The sequence below is a fragment of the Kordiimonas lacus genome, assembly GCF_001550055.1.
Lineage (GTDB): Bacteria > Pseudomonadota > Alphaproteobacteria > Sphingomonadales > Kordiimonadaceae > Kordiimonas > Kordiimonas lacus.
This window is the reverse complement of record NZ_LRUA01000007.1, coordinates 348,766-364,173: the sequence shown is the minus strand read 5'-3', so window position 1 is coordinate 364,173 and position 15,408 is coordinate 348,766. Positions and strand designations below refer to the sequence as shown.

The window sequence follows — 15,408 nt, the reverse complement described above, 5'->3', positions numbered from 1 at the left end:
GGGGCATGCTTTTGGGGCTGGGAGCCAATATGACAGAAGAATCGTTCGACATTGTCGTCTTCGGGGCGACAAGCTTCGTTGGCAAAATCCTGTGCAGCTATATGGCGGAACAGTACGGTCTGGGCGGCAGTGTTCGCTGGGCTGTGGCTGGCCGCTCGCGGGTCAAGCTTGAGGCACTTCGTGCCAGTCTCGGCAAGGCCGCCGACAGCCTCGAGCTGATTGTCGCGGACGCCTCGGACGAGGTGGCGCTCAAGGCCATGGTAGCCCGCGCCAAGGTGATCATCTCCACAGTCGGGCCCTATGCGCTTTATGGCGAGCCGCTGGTCAAGGTGTGCGCTGAAACCGGCACCGATTATGTCGACCTCACGGGGGAGACCCAGTGGATCCGCCGCATGGTCCGGCGCTATGAGGATGTGGCGCAGGCCAGTGGCGCGCGCATTGTTCATTGCTGCGGGTTTGACAGCATCCCAAGTGATCTGGGCGTACATTTCCTGGAGCGCGAGGCCAATGCCAAATTTGGTGCCCCCGCGACCCGCGTGAAGATGGGTGTGAAGGCCATCAAGGGCGGTATGTCGGGCGGCACGGTTGCCAGCCTGATGAATGTCATGAAGGAAGTGGCCAAGGAGCCGGAGCTCAAGAAAGAGCTGGCAGACCCCTACAGCATCTGCCCGCGCGAGCACGGCTTCAGCGCCCGCCAGCGTAACATCACGGGGGTGAAATTCGACAAGGACCTGGGCCGCTGGCTGGCGCCTTTCATCATGGCTGCCATCAATACCCGTGTGGTTCACCGGACCAACGCGCTGAACGGAAAGGCCTATGGTGCGCATTTCCGCTATGACGAAGCCATGATGATGAAAAGCCGGATGCAGGCCACGGTCGCGACACTCGGGATGGGCATTTTCATGGTACTGGCCGCCATGGCGCCCACGCGCTATTTGCTTGAACGCTTCGTGGTGCCCAAGCCGGGCGAGGGGCCATCGCCTGACGAACAGCTGAACGGCTTTTATGACCTGCGCTTCTTTGGCAAGACAGAGGCGGGCGATGTGATCCGTGCCCGCGTCACGGGTGACCGTGACCCCGGCTATGGCTCGACGGCGAAGATGCTGGCGCAGGCCGGCATCTGCCTGGCGCAGGACATAGCGAAACCAGACCTCAAGGGCGGTTTCTGGACCCCGGCAACGGCCTTGGGCGACAAGCTGATCGACCGGCTTGAAAAGCATGCGGGCCTTGTGTTTGCGCTGGACGACTGATGACCGCCGCCTGTGCGACATTTCGCCGGTTGGGTGCGCGGGCGCGGGCCTTCACAATGGGCTTCCAAACTTGGGAGAGAACCATGAGTGTATCCGCTGCTGACCTGCCGAAATCAAGCGCCCTGTGGGCCCATTTCAAACAGGGCGATTTTATCGATTGTTACCGCGCCACCGCTGTGCCTGTGGATATGGAGATGGAAGAGGCCGTGCGCACGGCCATCGCCTATATGCCGCCGTGGGTGCAGGCGCTTATGGACCTTCGGAACAGGATTGTCGGCCCTTTGGGGCTGAAGGCCGGGAAGCACAGCCGGAATGAGGCCGAGGCGGAAGCGGGCGCCCTTGAATTGGACGCCGGTGGTGAACGCATCGTCTTTACCGTGCGGGAGCGCCTGAAGGACGAGATTATCCTTGGCGAGGACGATCGCCACCTGGATTTTCGGGTGACAGTCTACCGCACGCCGGTGGCCTGGTACGTTGCCACATGGGTCCATCCCCATGCCTGGTATGGCTGGCTGTATCTTTATACGATTTTGCCGTTTCACAAGGCCATCATGCGACTGTCCGCGAAACGGCTGGAGAAGGCCGCGCATCCTCCGGCCTAGGCTGTTTGCAGCCTGTTAACGTTTGTGCCCATAGAATACCTGGGCGCATGGGGGTGGTTTGGAGTCGAAATGCGTTTGGTTTGGTTGACCCTGCTGTTTCTTCTAGCAACTGTTCCCGCCGGGGCACAGACATTCAAGCTTGTGACTGAAGAACAGCCCCCGATGAATTTCACGGATCCGGAATCCGGCAGGGTTGTGGGCATTACCACCGAGCTTGTGGAAGCCATCATGGCCAAGGCGGGGTACGAGTATGACCTGTCGGTGCTGCCCTGGAACCGCGCCTATCGCTATGCCCTGAGGGACGCCAATACCTGTATCTTCACCACGGTCCGCACGCCGGGGCGCGAGGACAAATTCAAGTGGGTCGGCCCCCTTTATACCAGCGGCTGGGCCTTTTACCGCCGGGCCGGTGCGGATGTGGCCATCGACAGCGTGGCGGATATCAGCGGCCGCATGGTGACGGCGACAACGGGTACCATCAATATTTCTGGCATCAGTGACATTCCAGGCATTCGGCTTCTTGAGGTGCCGACAGACCAACGTGCGTTGGTGCTGCTGAACGAAGGCCGGGCGGACCTGTGGGTGTCAGGCGTGTTTACCGCCTTCATTGGCGGGGACCAGGCGGGTGTGGTGCCGGAACTGGCGTTCCTGTGGCGCCCCATCGAGCTTTCCCTGGCCTGCAACAAGGCCACAGATGATGAGGCAATCGCCCGGCTGAATGCCGCCAATATGTCGCTGGAGCCCCTGCGCCAGGAGTTGAAGGCGCGGCATTATTATTACACTCGCGAACGCACACCAGCCGCCCCGTCGGAATAAGCCTGCCTCCCCTTATGTCTTTCGTTTACGGCTTGCCGCATCACGCATTTGTGGGCTTGCGCCCCCCTTCCCATGACCCTACGGTTGGTCAAAATATTTTGAGGGGATACAATATGCAATTCAGGGACATGGGAAAGGCGGCTGCCGTCGGTGCCGTTCTTGCCTTCAGTGCGTCGGCGACCGCGAGCGAGACACCAGAAAAATGGGATGTGAACAACCCGCCGGTCACCGGCGCGGCCAAGGAAGTCATGGTTGATACGGTTGAGGGCACGTGGATGAGCCTGGATGTCAGCCCGGACGGCAAGATGATTGCCTTTGACCTGTTGGGCGACATTTATGTGATGCCGGCGTCTGGCGGCAAGGCCAAGGTGATCGCGTCCGGTGTGGCGTGGGATATGCAGCCGCGCTTCTCGCCCGACGGCCAGGAAATCGCCTTCACCAGCGACCGCGCGGGCGGCGACAATATCTGGGTGATGAAGGCCGACGGCTCAGAGCCGCGCCAGATCACCAAGGAAAGCTTCCGCCTGATGAACAACCCGACCTGGAGCCCGGACGGCAGCTATATCGCGGCCCGGAAGCATTTCACCACGCGGCGCTCGCTCGGCACTGGGGAAATCTGGCTCTATCACGCGTCGGGCAAGGCGTCCGGCGGCTTGCAGGTGGTGAAGCGCCCGAATGAGGCGTTCCAGAAGGAACTGGGCGAACCCATGTTCAGCCCGGACGGCGAGAGCCTCTATTACACCATGAATGTCACGCCCGGGAATACCTTCCTCTATGCACAGGACAGCAACACGGAAGTGTTCCAGATCAAGAAGATATCGCTTGAAGACGGCACAGTTGAAACGGCAGTGGGCGGCCCCGGTGGGGCCGTGCGGCCCGCGCCGTCGCCCGACGGGTCGAAGCTCGCTTTCGTCAAGCGGGTGCGCGCGAAATCCCGCCTGTTCGTCAAGGATTTGGGCACCGGCGAGCTAACCATGCTGGATGATGACCTGGATCATGACATGCAGGAAGGCTGGGCTGTGCATGGGCTTTACCCAAACATGGACTGGACGCCGGACAGCCGCGAGATCGTCTATTGGTCGCGCGGTAAAATCTGGCGCATGGATGTGGCGTCAGGCGAGAAAGCCGAAATCCCGTTCCATGTGCAGGATACCCGCACGGTTTACGCGCCCCCGCGCTTCAAGGTGGATGTGGCGCCCGATGTGTTCCGCACCCGGATGGTGCGTTTCGCCACCCCGTCGCCCGACGGCAAGTCGGTGGTGTTTGAAAGCCTGGGCAGCCTCTATGTGAAATCCGGTGAGGGTGAACCGCGGAAACTGACCCGCGGTGGCGACTATGGCTTTGAGCTGTCGCCCATCTGGTCGCCGGACGGCAAGACCATCTATTTCATCACCTGGGACGACGAAAAGCTGGGCAGCATCCAGCGCGTCAGCGCGCGCGGCGGCAAGCCGAAGGCAGTGCTGAGTGAGCCTGGCCACTATGCCGATCTGGCCATCAATGACGCGGGCGATACGCTGCTGTACCGAAAGCGCGGGGGTGGGTATCTTCTGGACGACACCCATGATGAAGGGCAGGGCGTCTACCACATGGCCACGAAGGGTGGTATGCCCACGCTGGTCACCAAGGAAGGCGACGCGCCGGCGTTCGGCCCGGACGGCCGCATTCTGGTACAGCGGGGCACTGCGCTCGTCAGCCTGACAGCAGACGGCTATGACGCCCGCACGATCGCCAGCGCCAAATATGCGTCTGACCTGAAGCTGAACAAATCCGGGAGCCACATTATCTGGCGCGAAAACTATCACGTCTATATGGCCCCAGTGCCCGCGACCGGGCAGGAGATTTCCCTGACCCCTTCGGGTGGCAGTGTGCCAGTGGCAAAGCTGACCCGCGACGGCGGCACCTATATTGGCTGGGCGGACGATGATACAGCCTACTGGTCCATCGGGCCGGTGATGAAGCGGGTGGATGTGGCCGATGCCTTCGGGGCGGACTTCAAGGCGCCTGAGGGCGGGCTTGACCTGTCCCAGGAAGTCACGGCGGCGAAACCTGAGGGCCTGACCGCCATTGTGGGCGCCCGCATCGTTACCATGGAAGGGGACGAGGTCGTTGAAGGCGGCACCATCCTGATTGAGGGCAACCGCATCCAGGCCCTGGGCGCTGACGTTGCAGTGCCTGAAGGTGCAACCGTGATCGATGCTTCTGGCAAGACCATCCTGCCGGGCTTCATTGATATCCACGCCCACGGGCCTTATGGCAGCGGTGAGATCGTGCCGCAGCAGAACTGGTCGCAGATGGGGCATCTGGCCTTTGGTGTCACCACCACGCATGACCCGTCAAGCCGTGCAACGCTTGTGTTTGCCGCCAGTGAATATCAGCAGGCGGGCAAGATTGTCGCGCCGCGCACTTTCTCCACGGCAGAGATCGTTTACGGTGCCAAGTCCAGCTACTGGGCGCCGGTGGATGAGATCAACGACGCGCTTGCCCACGCCCGCCGCCTGAAGGCGCAGGGGGCCATCAGCATCAAGAACTATAACCAGCCCCGCCGCGACCAGCGCCAGCAGGTGGTGGAAGCCGGGCGTCAGCTGGGCCTCAATGTGGTGGCCGAAGGTGGATCGCTTTATCACCAGGACATGAACCTGATTGTGGACGGTAACACGGGCGTTGAGCACACGCTGCCGAACCAGCATATCTATGGTGACGTGCTGCAGTTCTGGCCGCAGACCGAGGTGGGCTTCACGCCGACGCTGGTGGTGGCCTTTGGCGGCATCGGCGGCGAAAATTACTGGTACAAGCACCTGGACGTGTGGAAGCATCCGCGCCTCAGCCACTTCGTGCCGCCCACCGTGTTGCAGCCGCGGTCCGTGAGGCGTGAGGTCGCGCCGGAGGAAGACTATGGCGACGGCCTAAATGCAGCCTTCGCCAAGCAGCTGATGGAACGTGGTGTCAGTGTGCACACCGGCGCACACGGGCAGCGTGAGGGCTTCGGCACCCATTGGGAGCTCTGGAGCTTCGTGCGTGGCGGCATGACGCCGATGCAGGCGCTCAAGACCGCGACCATCAACCCGGCGCGCTATATGGGTATGGACGCTGACATCGGCAGCCTGAAGGCCGGCAAGCTGGCGGACCTCTTGATCATCGACGGCGATCCGCTCACCGACATCAAGGACAGCGACAAGCTGACCCATGTGATGCTCAATGGGCGGCTATACCGCGCTGACACGCTGGCAGAGGAAGCGACGGGCGATTTCGCGCCCAAGCCTTTCTACTGGGCGGATAGGCCAGAGAGCGATATCCGTTGAGCGATATCCGCCAAGGGCTTTGGGCTAATTGGGAACAGGGAGGCTTCGGCCTCCCTTTTTCATGGGGGTTACCCCTGCAGGCTGGGGAAGAAGCGGTCCATCACCGCGTGGGTTTTGTCCACCTCGCCTTGAATCCAGCTGGCGAATTCCTTGTATTTGTCCGTCTCGGCGAATTCGTAGGAGCACACAAGCCAGTCTGACGGCTTGACCGCATAGGGCCGCCCGAGCGGTACCAGGAAGCCGTTTTCCACGTCTTGCTCGTAAAGGAGCGCGCGCCCCAGCGCCACGCCAAGCCCGCTCATGGCCGCCTGCAGCGCCAGGTCTGTGCGGTCGAAACGGCTGACGGGGTCAACCGTCTGGGTGAAATCTTTCTCGAACTCGACAAACTCGCGCCAGCCGAACGGGATGGGGTCCACTTCTGTGGCGTGGTCCATCAAGATGTCATGCTCCACCGTCCAGGGATTGGCGGGGTCGATGCCCTTTTCCTTGACATAAGACGGGCTGGCAACCGCCTGCATGATGGACGTGCCCAGCTTGACGCACCTCAGGCCGGGGTAGGGGCCGATGCCATAACGAATGGCCACGTCGGCCTCGCCGCGGGTGAAATCCACCAGCCGCGTCTGCGCCTGCACCGAAAGGCTGAGCCCGGCAGCACGGGCCTGCATCAGGCGTGGCACCATCCATTTCATCGCCAGCGACGGCGGCACCGATACGCGGATGGCGTTGGTGTGGCGCGCCTGCAGGATCCGGTCCAGCGCGTCTTCAAGGTCATGCACGCTCGAGAATGCAGCCCGGCACAGGATTTCCCCGGCATGAGTGAACTTCAGCGACCGGGTCGTGCGTTCAAACAGCTGCATGCCCAGCATGTCCTCAATCGCTCGCACCCGGTGGCTCACCGCGGTCTGGTGCACGCCCAGTAGTTCGGCGGCTTTGGTGAAGTTCAGTTCCTGGTGCAGCGCCGCCAGGAAGGGGCTGGCCTGCACCAATTTTATCAAACGGCTATTCATGAATAAATCTCATAATTTCAAGAGAAAAATATATCTTAAAAAATGGTCGAAAGCCACAGATATAATAATCCGTACGAGGATAAGGAGAAAATACAATGTCTACAAGCCATGAGTATAAGTCGAGGATCCAGGCCTTTGGGTTGTTGGCCTTTCTGGCGGTGCTGTTCCTCCTGAGCGAACCGTCAAACGCCCAGACGCAGGTCTTTTATGTGCATGCGGACCGCAACATTGAAAAGGGCCAGGAAGCCATGAATGAGGGCGACTATGACCGCGCCGTTCGCTACCTGAGGAAAGCTGCCCAGAGGGACCTCGCGAGCGAGCATATGGCGATTGTTCAGAACAGCCTGTGTGCGTCGCTGTTCCTGAAGGGTTCTTATGAAGAAGCCACGTCTGCCTGCTCAAGCGCGATTGCCGAAGATGCCCGTTACTGGAAAGCCTATGTCAACCGCGGGCATGCCCGGAAGGCGCTGGGTGACGCCAGCGGTGCCCTTACTGACTATTGCCAGGCCCATGCCCTGAGCCCGAGCCACGTCACCGGACCATTCCGATCCCAGTGTGAAGGGTAACGATACCTATACCCCTCACGTCTTGCGGGCTGACCGACGAACCCCCGGTCAGCCCGCTTTTTTTATGCCCTGTCAGGCTTGCCGCCCGCAGCCTTCCCTGCGTAGAATGCGACCCAGGATGGCCACGGGGGACAAGCGCTTGGTGCGGCTCGATAAACTTCTGAACACGGATGATTTCCGCAAGGCGGCAAAGCGCAAGCTGCCGGCACCCATGTTCCATTATCTGGACGGCGGGGCAGACGATGAATGGACGCTCGCTGATAACACCGATGCCTTCACCCGCTACCCGCTGTTGCCGGAGTATCTCAAGGACCTGAGTGTGGTGGATACCACCACCCGCTTGCTGGGGGCTGAGCTGAAGGCCCCGCTGATCCTGTCGCCCACCGGCATGAACCGCCTGTTCCATCACGAGCGCGAACCGGCGGTGGCGCGGGCGGCGGCGCGTCACGGGCTGATGTACAGCCTGTCGACCCTTGGGACCACCAGCATGGAAGATGTGGCGGCAGCATCGGGTGGGCCGAAGATGTTCCAGATTTACATCCACAAGGACCGCGGCCTGACCATGGAGTTTGTCGCGCGCGCCAAGGCCGCGGGCTATGACGCCCTGTGCCTGACGGTGGACATGGTGGCGGGCGGCAACCGGGAGCGCGACCTGCGCACCGGCTTCCTGATGCCGCCGAAGCTGACGTTATCCAGCCTTTCAAGCTTTATCACCCACCCGGGCTGGACCTTCAATCTGCTGCGCAACAGTGATTTCCGGCTGGCCAATGTGGCCCACAGGCAGGATGCGCTGGCATCCGGCGCCATGGGGGTGATCAGCTATGTGAACAGCCAATTCGACCATAGCGTGACATGGGATGATGCAGCAAAGGTGATCGAAGCCTGGGGCGGGCCGTTTGCCATCAAGGGTATCCTGTCCCCCGCCGATGCCGTGCGCGCCCGGGACGTTGGCGCAAGTGCGGTGATGATATCAAACCATGGCGGCCGGCAGCTGGATGGGGCCGCCGCTCCCATTGACTGTGTGGCGCCGATGCGTGACGCGGTGGGCGCTGACATGGAGCTGATCGTGGACGGCGGCGTCCGGCGCGGCAATCATGTGGTGAAGGCGCTGGCGCTGGGGGCCAATGCTGTATCGTTTGGGCGGCCCTACCTTTACGCGCTGGCGGCGGCGGGCGAAGCGGGCGTGGACCGCATGCTGGGCCTGATGGTGGATGAAATCCGCCGGTCCCTGGCACTGTCGGGTTGCGCCACTGTTGCCGCCGCCGGCAGGCACCTTTTGGCGCCCGAAAGGCCAGCAGTTTACCAAAAGTGAACTTTACCCGTGCATACTTGAGCGCACGACCGAGCTGAGGTGCAAATGCGATCAAGTCGACTGTGGTGCATTCTGGGATTGACGACGCTGGTGTCAGCCAGCGTGATGGCCGCCGACCTGCGGCTGATCACCGAAGAAAATGCCCCGGTCAATTACCGCGACCCGGAAAGCGGGGAAATTGCAGGCGCGGCGCATCTGCTGGTGGAGGAGATGCTCAGGCGGGCGGATGTCAGCGCCACGTTCGAGCTGCTACCGTGGCAGCGCGGCTTCCGTGACGCCTCAACCACCCCCAATGTCTGCCTGTACGGCATGAACCGCACACCGGAACGGGAAACGATGTTCGAATGGGTCGGCCCGCTGTTTCACAGTGGCTGGGGCTTTTTTGGATATGACCAGACCATTGCCCTTTCAAACCTGGATGACCTGGGCGGGCATACAGTTGTTTCCAAAGTGGGCGACGCCGTGACCATAGCGCTTATGCGCGACAGGCCGGAAACCCGCAATATCACTGTTGAAGATGACGTGGCGGCCATACGCCTGATGCGCCATGGCCGGGGTGACCTGTGGCTGACCGGTATTGTCAACGCCCGCAGTAACGCCGAGCTGGCGGGTCTGCCCATGCCGGACATGAAGCTGATGTGGAAGCGGTCTGTTATCTATTTGGGGTGCGGCAGGGGAACAAAGCCAGAGGTGCTGGCACGGATGCGAGCCATCCTTCCGGGCCTGACGGACTATAGAGACCGCCTGGCCGCAGAACATTGGGGGGACTGGACCCTTGAAGGCAAACCCTGACCGCCTACCTTTGATATGACGCGTTTACTGTACTCCGGTGGGCGTTACCTGTAAGCTAGCCGCAACGCAAACCAGAAAGCCAAGCCGCATGACATCAGTTGCAATGAGCCGGGATTATTCACTGGGTGAGGAAGTTACCCACGCTATCAGCCACGGGGTGGCGGCGGTGGCGGCCATTGTCGGCCTGGTTTTCCTGGTCATGAAGGCGGCTGCAGTGGGTGGTGCGCTGGAGATCACAGCGGTGGCCCTCTATGCGGGCTGCATGATCTTCATGTTCACGGCCTCGACGCTCTATCACAGCCTGTTCCAAACCAAAGCGCGCGACTTTTTCAAGATGCTGGATCATTCGGCCATCTATTTCAAGATCGCCGGCACCTACACGCCTTTCGCCCTGGTGACGCTGCCGATCTCGCTCGGCGCCTGGGTGGCCGCGGGCGCCTGGAGCGCGGCGCTTCTGGGCACGGTGCTGAAGGCGCGGGCCTATGTGAAGAAATCCGCCAAGAAATTCAGCCCGGTCTCATTGGGGCTTTACCTGGCCATGGGCTGGGCGGCTGTGTTGATGATGGGCGAACTGTCTGACCGGCTGCCGGGAGCCGCCATCTGGTGGATCATCGCGGGCGGGCTGGCTTACACGCTGGGCGCCATTTTCTATGCGCTCAAGAAGGTGCCCTATACCCACGCGGTGTGGCACTTGTTTGTGGTGGCGGGCGCGGCCTGCCACTTCATCGCCATTTACCTGTATGTGATTTAAGCGGCGTCGGCCCGCCGGATAAAATCCGGTTCCTGTCCTGAGTTTCCGGGCCAAATTCGGTCGCCTGTCTGGCACGCTGGATGCTATGCCTGAATATCGGCAAGGGGAGGATATCATGAATCCATTGAAATCAATTTTTACAGCTGGCGCGCTTCTTTTGGTTGCTGCCTGCGGGCAAGGGCCGGACGCGACGGAAAGCGCAGACCGCGTGTTCACCCACGGCCAGGTCTGGACAGGCGGGGACGCCGCTGGCGTGGACGCAGAAGCCTTCGCGGTTAAGGACGGCAGAATTTTGGCCGTGGGTGCTTCCACCGATATGGCCGCTTACATCGGTGACGGCACAGAGGTGGTTGACCTTCAGGGCGCCTTCGTGGTGCCCGGCCTGATCGACAATCACGTTCACTTCTTTGAAGGCTCTTTCACGCTCACACAAGTACAGCTCAGGGACGCCGCGACGCCCGAAGAATTCACCCGCCGGATCGCAGAGGCCGCCGCCAAGGCGCCTGCGGGCACCTGGGTGCTGGGCGGCAACTGGGACCATGAGCTGTGGGGCGGGGAGCTGCCCGACCGCGCCTGGATCGACGAAGTGACAGGCGACGTGCCGGTATCGGTGAACCGCCTGGACGGCCATATGGTGCTGGCGAACTCAAAAGCACTGGAGCTTGCGGGTATTGACGCCACTACGCCGGACCCGGAAGGCGGGGTGATTGTGCGCGACGCGGACGGCCGACCCACAGGCGTGCTGAAGGATGCTGCCATGTTCATGATGGACAAGGCGGTGCCCAAGCCGTCTGACGCGCGCATGGAGGAAGTCTTTAAAATGGGCATGGCCTATGCCGCCAAAATGGGCGTCACGCAGGTTCATGACATGGCCTACAACTACCGCTCGCTTGAGACCTACCGCCGCCTGAAGGACAGGGATGAGCTGGCGCTGAGGATCTATGCCTTTACGCCGCTTGAGGAGTGGCAGCGCATGCAGGGCTATGTGGCTGAACACGGCCGGGGCGATGACATGCTGCGTTGGGGCGGCTTGAAGGGCTTTGTGGATGGCGCGCTGGGCTCTACCACGGCCTGGATGTATGAACCCTATGCCGACGCGCCCGAGACCAGCGGCTTTCCGCTTCTGTCGATGAACGAGCTGCAGAACCGGGTGTTCGGCGGCGCGCAGGCGGGCCTCCACGTCACGGTGCACGGCATCGGCTTTCAGGCCAACGACAAATTGTTGGATATTTTCGAGAATGTCGCCGCGCGGGTGGACCGCACGGACCTGCGGTTCCGCATTGAGCATGCCCAGCACCTGAGTGAAAGCGCCATCAAGCGGTTCAGTGAGCTGGATGTGACAGCTTCCATGCACCCGTATCACCTGATTGACGATGGCCGTTGGGCTGTAAAGCGCCTGGGCGAGGACCGGCTGAAAGGTACTTATGCGATTGGCTCGTTGATGCGCGCGGGTGGCCGGGTGACCTTCGGGTCTGACTGGCCGGTGGCGCCCCTGGACCCCATCATGGGCATTTATGCTGCCGTGACCCGCCAAACGCTTGACGGCGCCAACCCGGACGGCTGGATCCCCGATGAGAAGATCAGCGTGCTTGAGGCGCTGCGGGCCTATACGGTCAATAATGCTTATGCTGGCTATCAGGAAGACAAGCTGGGGCTCATTAAGCCCGGCTATCTGGCGGATTTTGTGGTGCTGAGCGACAATCTGTTCGCCATCGACCCGGTGGCCATCAAGGATGTCAGCGTGCTCCGGACCGCCATTGGCGGGGTGGACCGCTACCGGGCGGAAGACTAGCCCCGGAACGAGAAAGAGGCACCCTCAATGGGGTGCCTCTCCCGCCTGAGATCGCTACCGGGTGCTGGCTGTCAGCGCCACAGGTTGGCGACGTTGGTCTCCTGAAGGGTGGCTTCGCGCGCAGACCAGTGCGGGAAGAAATTATAGCCCGTCTGGTCCTGGATCGCCTGAATCGTGGTGAGAGACTCTTTGTAGGCGTTGAAATCCAGCTTCTTGTTCTCAAGCACAAAGGCGATGGAGCGCCGTCTGGTGGTGTCGAACACGATCTTGTAGAAGGCGTCTGGAATCTGCACCTTGGTCTCACCCGATGAGCTGTCCATGAAGCGTTTCTCCGCACCGTCTTTATAGATTGGCCCGGTAATCACGATCAGGCTGGTGCCTGGGCGGGTTGCGGCCCAGTTGCGCACGACGCTCTCCAGCTTGCGCCAGGCTCCGCGGTTGAAGCCGATGCCCACCTGCGGTGCCATGTTGGTCAGGTAAAAGCTTTCCATCATGACCTCGTCGCTGCGCTTCATGTCGCCTGCCGGGGCCTGGTGCCCGCGGTCAAAGCCGCTGCCCTTATAGTCCGGCAGCGTGGCCCGGGTTTCGACATTCATACGCACAAGGTCGGGGTCTGCCTGGAATTTGGCGTCGTCCCGGTCGGCTGTGCCCTTGAGGTTTTCAGGGTTCAGGACTTCCACCACCCAGTCCGGGTTGCGGGTTTGTGGGTTGAAGCGGGCCACATAGGCCTCGCGGCACAGGGTGATCATGCCCGTCAGGTCCCCCATGTCTTCCGGCGCCCAGGCCAAGATGGGGGAGGCGTCGCAGTCCACATGCGAGACAGTGGCTTCGGCGTCTGGCACCGCTGCGGCTGGGGTTTCGACTGGGGTTTCGGTTGGCACCTCGGTCGCCGGTGTGGCTGCGGGCGTCTCTGTGTCCTGTGCCCAGGCGGCACCCCCCATCAGGGCGGCCAGCAGGAGGGAAGCGCCGCCCTTTACGAGCCGCGCCGTTCTCACTTGCCGTCTCCGTCAGGTGCTGGTGGCGGGTTTTGGCCAGACGGCTTGGACATGGACTTGCCCATGGCATAGCCCGCGCCGGAGATGCCAAGAAGCACCAGCACATTGCCTGGAATGTCAACGAACGTACCGGCTTCGATGCTCAGCGCCAGGAAAAGCCCGGCGATAACGAAGGTGAAAATCAGGAACTGGAACCGGGACAGGCTGGCTTTGGTTTTACCCACCAGAAGCTGCGTGATGTCGATCTTGCCGACCCAGATTTTATATAGAACGGTGCCGGCGAAGCCGAGCAGGATGAGGCTGAGAACCCCGAAGGTGACAAGGCTGATAAGTTCCGGCCCTTTGAGTGCGCTATCCATGAAAAGTCTCCCCTATTAGACTAGGCGCCTGTTGGCATAAGTGTGTTTTCCGAAAAGATAGATGCCATTACTGCCGGCAAGTAAGGTGACCACCGTGTCGTCCACGTCAGGCAGGCTGGTGGCGCCTGTCCCCAGCAGCGAAAAGCCCTGGAAGGCGTAGTAGGCAACGGCGGCGATGGAGGCGAGGAACAACTGGGCCCGTTCGGGCGCATAATCGCCCTGATGCTCATGCGACATGGCGTCTGTCAGGGCAATATCACCCTGCAGCATTTTCACGACGATAGTCGCGAGCATAAGCGCAAGCCAGATCTGGAGGCCCCAGTTCAGCCAATCATGAAGTGCCATGATCTTCTCCCCTTGCGCGCAATAGTATCGCAAAAAGTTTATTCGCAAAACTATAAAGAGATTAGGTGGCTGGCGTTTGGTTGCATCGCCGCATCGACCGGGTTTGGCTGTGGCTGGCTTTGGAAACCTTCTGTGCGTGGGCACGATTGTGCTATACTCATCCGCTCCCCCATACCTCCATGCCCATATGGGGACTGATTTGACCCGCATTATGGAGGACCATCATGTCTATCGCCCCCCGTCTCCAGCGCTTTATGGAGAAGAATGGCATTGATTATGAAATCATGCCCCACGACAGGGAAGTCGTTGCATCAAAGATTGCCCAGGCTGCTCATATCTCAGGGAACGCCATGGCGAAAGGTGTGCTGCTCAAATCCGACCACGGCTATATGATGGCGGTGGTGCCCGCGTCTCACCATGTAGACCTGCAGACACTGAGCCACCGGGCGCATGAACGGCTCGGGCTTGCCACCGAAGCCGAAGCCTGCAGCATTTTCGATGACTGCGATGCAGGAGCCGTACCGGCTTGCGGCAGCGCATACGGTATGCCCATGATCATCGACACGAGCCTCGACGACCAGGACGAGCTGTATCTGGAAGCTGGTGACCACCGTAATCTGTTGCATATCGACAGGCAGGCGTTTGCCAAGCTGACGGCGGATTCCGAGCACGCCCGGATTTCCCGCCCGCACTAGCTGAAGGGACAAACCGGGGACCCAGAAGAATATAACGGGTGGTACTTTGCCGCGCACCACCCGTTTGCCTGAGGGTATTCTGTCTGCCGTCCGGTTTCTTACCGGCCAAATCCTTACCGGCCAAATCCTTACCGGCCAGAAGCAGCGGTTGCCGTTTGCGGCAGGTTGCGCACCGGGCCCAGTTCCTGCCAGAAGTCGGCGCCCGCCACTTCCCGCAAGCGCCACTGGTAAGGGAGCGCATCCCACGGCGCGCATTCAGGGAAGCGGATGTCGCACACGATGGTGCCAACTGAGGTCTCGATCGTCAGCACCGCATGATACTGGTTTTCTTCCGTATAGGCGGTGGCGATCAGGAACGACCCGCTATATTCAGGGTAACGGCCACGCAGGATACGGCGCATGGTCAGCGCAAAATCTTCACAGTCGCCAGGGCCAACATCGGTCCGGCTTTGCCAGACATCAGTGCCGTTTTCTTCTTCAGGGATCACCAGCGCTTTGGTTTCGGCCTGCGCTGTGGCGATTTCCGCCAGCATGTCTTCTGTCGCCGGCAGTTTGCATTCCTGTGGGTTGCGCACGCAAAACTCGGCAAAAGCAATCGGGGTAGCGGTTTTCTCGCCAGTGGGCATGGCGGTGTTTGGTGCCAGAGCATTCGTTGAAGCAATTGGGCCAAAGCCTTCGCCGGCGCCCATGCAGGCAGCCAGGGGAAGTGCAAAACAAAGAATAAGCAGCTTTTTGAACACGATACTTCATCCTATCAAACAACAGTTTGTCCATCGCCGGTAAGCCGGCTTAAGTTCTTTTGCCTGATGGAAGTCCGGGGGCACGAA

The 15,408-nt window shown here is 60.9% G+C and carries 15 protein-coding genes; 10 read left to right on the top strand and 5 right to left on the bottom strand.

The window, feature by feature from the left end:
- Positions 1 to 29 precede the first annotated feature (29 nt).
- From KORLAC_RS14660 to KORLAC_RS14645, 4 genes are all read left to right on the top strand, one after another.
- On the top strand, positions 30 to 1,250 hold the full coding sequence (locus KORLAC_RS14660; RefSeq protein ID WP_068307839.1) for a saccharopine dehydrogenase family protein: 1,221 nt from the start codon (positions 30 to 32) through the stop codon (positions 1,248 to 1,250).
- A gap of 83 nt (positions 1,251 to 1,333) precedes the next feature.
- Positions 1,334 to 1,852 (top strand): DUF2867 domain-containing protein, encoded by a 519-nt coding sequence (locus tag KORLAC_RS14655; RefSeq protein WP_068307734.1) that lies wholly within the window; start codon positions 1,334 to 1,336, stop codon positions 1,850 to 1,852.
- Between the two features lie 69 nt (positions 1,853 to 1,921).
- Complete coding sequence (locus KORLAC_RS14650) at positions 1,922 to 2,668, top strand: substrate-binding periplasmic protein (protein WP_068307732.1); 747 nt, start codon at positions 1,922 to 1,924, stop codon at positions 2,666 to 2,668.
- A 113-nt stretch (positions 2,669 to 2,781) separates the two neighbouring features.
- The gene (locus KORLAC_RS14645; protein ID WP_068307730.1) at positions 2,782 to 5,967 is read left to right on the top strand and encodes an amidohydrolase family protein; all 3,186 of its coding nucleotides are present in this window, start codon (positions 2,782 to 2,784) and stop codon (positions 5,965 to 5,967) included.
- Positions 5,968 to 6,035: 68 nt separating this feature from the next.
- Here KORLAC_RS14645 and KORLAC_RS14640 read toward each other — a convergent pair whose 3' ends face one another.
- Complete coding sequence (locus KORLAC_RS14640) at positions 6,036 to 6,974, bottom strand: LysR family transcriptional regulator (protein WP_068307728.1); 939 nt, start codon at positions 6,972 to 6,974, stop codon at positions 6,036 to 6,038.
- A gap of 95 nt (positions 6,975 to 7,069) precedes the next feature.
- On the opposite strand from KORLAC_RS14640, the gene KORLAC_RS14635 reads away from it, so the two are divergent.
- The 5 genes from KORLAC_RS14635 to KORLAC_RS14615 all read left to right on the top strand — a co-directional run bounded on the left by KORLAC_RS14635 (position 7,070) and on the right by KORLAC_RS14615 (position 12,187).
- Positions 7,070 to 7,540: a tetratricopeptide repeat protein gene (locus KORLAC_RS14635; protein ID WP_068307726.1), complete on the top strand. Its 471-nt coding sequence runs from the start codon at positions 7,070 to 7,072 to the stop codon at positions 7,538 to 7,540.
- 142 nt (positions 7,541 to 7,682) lie between these two features.
- Positions 7,683 to 8,852 (top strand): alpha-hydroxy acid oxidase, encoded by a 1,170-nt coding sequence (locus KORLAC_RS14630; protein WP_241493431.1) that lies wholly within the window; start codon positions 7,683 to 7,685, stop codon positions 8,850 to 8,852.
- Between the two features lie 45 nt (positions 8,853 to 8,897).
- A complete protein-coding gene (locus tag KORLAC_RS14625) occupies positions 8,898 to 9,644 on the top strand; it encodes a substrate-binding periplasmic protein (RefSeq protein WP_082714716.1) in 747 nt (248 codons plus the stop codon).
- Positions 9,645 to 9,732: 88 nt separating this feature from the next.
- Positions 9,733 to 10,395, top strand: a complete 663-nt coding sequence (trhA, locus tag KORLAC_RS14620; protein WP_068307720.1) for a PAQR family membrane homeostasis protein TrhA — start codon at positions 9,733 to 9,735, stop codon at positions 10,393 to 10,395.
- 115 nt (positions 10,396 to 10,510) lie between these two features.
- Complete coding sequence (locus KORLAC_RS14615; RefSeq protein WP_068307718.1) at positions 10,511 to 12,187, top strand: amidohydrolase; 1,677 nt, start codon at positions 10,511 to 10,513, stop codon at positions 12,185 to 12,187.
- Positions 12,188 to 12,258: 71 nt separating this feature from the next.
- Here KORLAC_RS14615 and KORLAC_RS14610 read toward each other — a convergent pair whose 3' ends face one another.
- Genes KORLAC_RS14610 through KORLAC_RS14600 form a run of 3 tightly spaced genes read right to left on the bottom strand, consistent with a single transcriptional unit; the run spans position 12,259 to position 13,886 of the window.
- A complete protein-coding gene (locus KORLAC_RS14610) occupies positions 12,259 to 13,182 on the bottom strand; it encodes a DNA/RNA non-specific endonuclease (RefSeq protein ID WP_068307717.1) in 924 nt (307 codons plus the stop codon).
- Complete coding sequence (locus tag KORLAC_RS14605; protein ID WP_068307716.1) at positions 13,179 to 13,541, bottom strand: hypothetical protein; 363 nt, start codon at positions 13,539 to 13,541, stop codon at positions 13,179 to 13,181. The genes KORLAC_RS14610 and KORLAC_RS14605 overlap by 4 nt, the downstream gene beginning before the upstream one ends.
- 15 nt (positions 13,542 to 13,556) lie before the next feature.
- Positions 13,557 to 13,886 carry a hypothetical protein gene (locus tag KORLAC_RS14600; RefSeq protein WP_068307714.1) on the bottom strand — a complete coding sequence of 110 codons (330 nt, stop codon included), beginning with the start codon at positions 13,884 to 13,886 and terminating at the stop codon, positions 13,557 to 13,559.
- Positions 13,887 to 14,110: 224 nt separating this feature from the next.
- On the opposite strand from KORLAC_RS14600, the gene KORLAC_RS14595 reads away from it, so the two are divergent.
- Positions 14,111 to 14,581 (top strand): aminoacyl-tRNA deacylase, encoded by a 471-nt coding sequence (locus tag KORLAC_RS14595; RefSeq protein WP_068307709.1) that lies wholly within the window; start codon positions 14,111 to 14,113, stop codon positions 14,579 to 14,581.
- A gap of 128 nt (positions 14,582 to 14,709) precedes the next feature.
- Here KORLAC_RS14595 and KORLAC_RS14590 read toward each other — a convergent pair whose 3' ends face one another.
- A complete protein-coding gene (locus tag KORLAC_RS14590) occupies positions 14,710 to 15,321 on the bottom strand; it encodes a transglutaminase-like cysteine peptidase (protein ID WP_068307707.1) in 612 nt (203 codons plus the stop codon).
- Between the last annotated feature and the right edge of the window lie 87 nt (positions 15,322 to 15,408).

What these genes read in the sequence shown, in the direction of transcription:
- KORLAC_RS14600 (WP_068307714.1), bottom strand. Translation starts at nt 13,886, where the DNA reads ATGGCACTTCATGATTGGCTGAACTGGGGCCTCCAGATCTGGCTTGCG.
- KORLAC_RS14655 (WP_068307734.1), top strand. Translation starts at nt 1,334, where the DNA reads ATGAGTGTATCCGCTGCTGACCTGCCGAAATCAAGCGCCCTGTGGGCC.
- KORLAC_RS14635 (WP_068307726.1), top strand. Translation starts at nt 7,070, where the DNA reads ATGTCTACAAGCCATGAGTATAAGTCGAGGATCCAGGCCTTTGGGTTG.
- KORLAC_RS14615 (WP_068307718.1), top strand. Translation starts at nt 10,511, where the DNA reads ATGAATCCATTGAAATCAATTTTTACAGCTGGCGCGCTTCTTTTGGTT.
- KORLAC_RS14605 (WP_068307716.1), bottom strand. Translation starts at nt 13,541, where the DNA reads ATGGATAGCGCACTCAAAGGGCCGGAACTTATCAGCCTTGTCACCTTC.
- KORLAC_RS14640 (WP_068307728.1), bottom strand. Translation starts at nt 6,974, where the DNA reads ATGAATAGCCGTTTGATAAAATTGGTGCAGGCCAGCCCCTTCCTGGCG.
- KORLAC_RS14650 (WP_068307732.1), top strand. Translation starts at nt 1,922, where the DNA reads ATGCGTTTGGTTTGGTTGACCCTGCTGTTTCTTCTAGCAACTGTTCCC.
- KORLAC_RS14595 (WP_068307709.1), top strand. Translation starts at nt 14,111, where the DNA reads ATGTCTATCGCCCCCCGTCTCCAGCGCTTTATGGAGAAGAATGGCATT.
- KORLAC_RS14645 (WP_068307730.1), top strand. Translation starts at nt 2,782, where the DNA reads ATGCAATTCAGGGACATGGGAAAGGCGGCTGCCGTCGGTGCCGTTCTT.
- KORLAC_RS14660 (WP_068307839.1), top strand. Translation starts at nt 30, where the DNA reads ATGACAGAAGAATCGTTCGACATTGTCGTCTTCGGGGCGACAAGCTTC.
- KORLAC_RS14625 (WP_082714716.1), top strand. Translation starts at nt 8,898, where the DNA reads ATGCGATCAAGTCGACTGTGGTGCATTCTGGGATTGACGACGCTGGTG.
- trhA (WP_068307720.1), top strand. Translation starts at nt 9,733, where the DNA reads ATGACATCAGTTGCAATGAGCCGGGATTATTCACTGGGTGAGGAAGTT.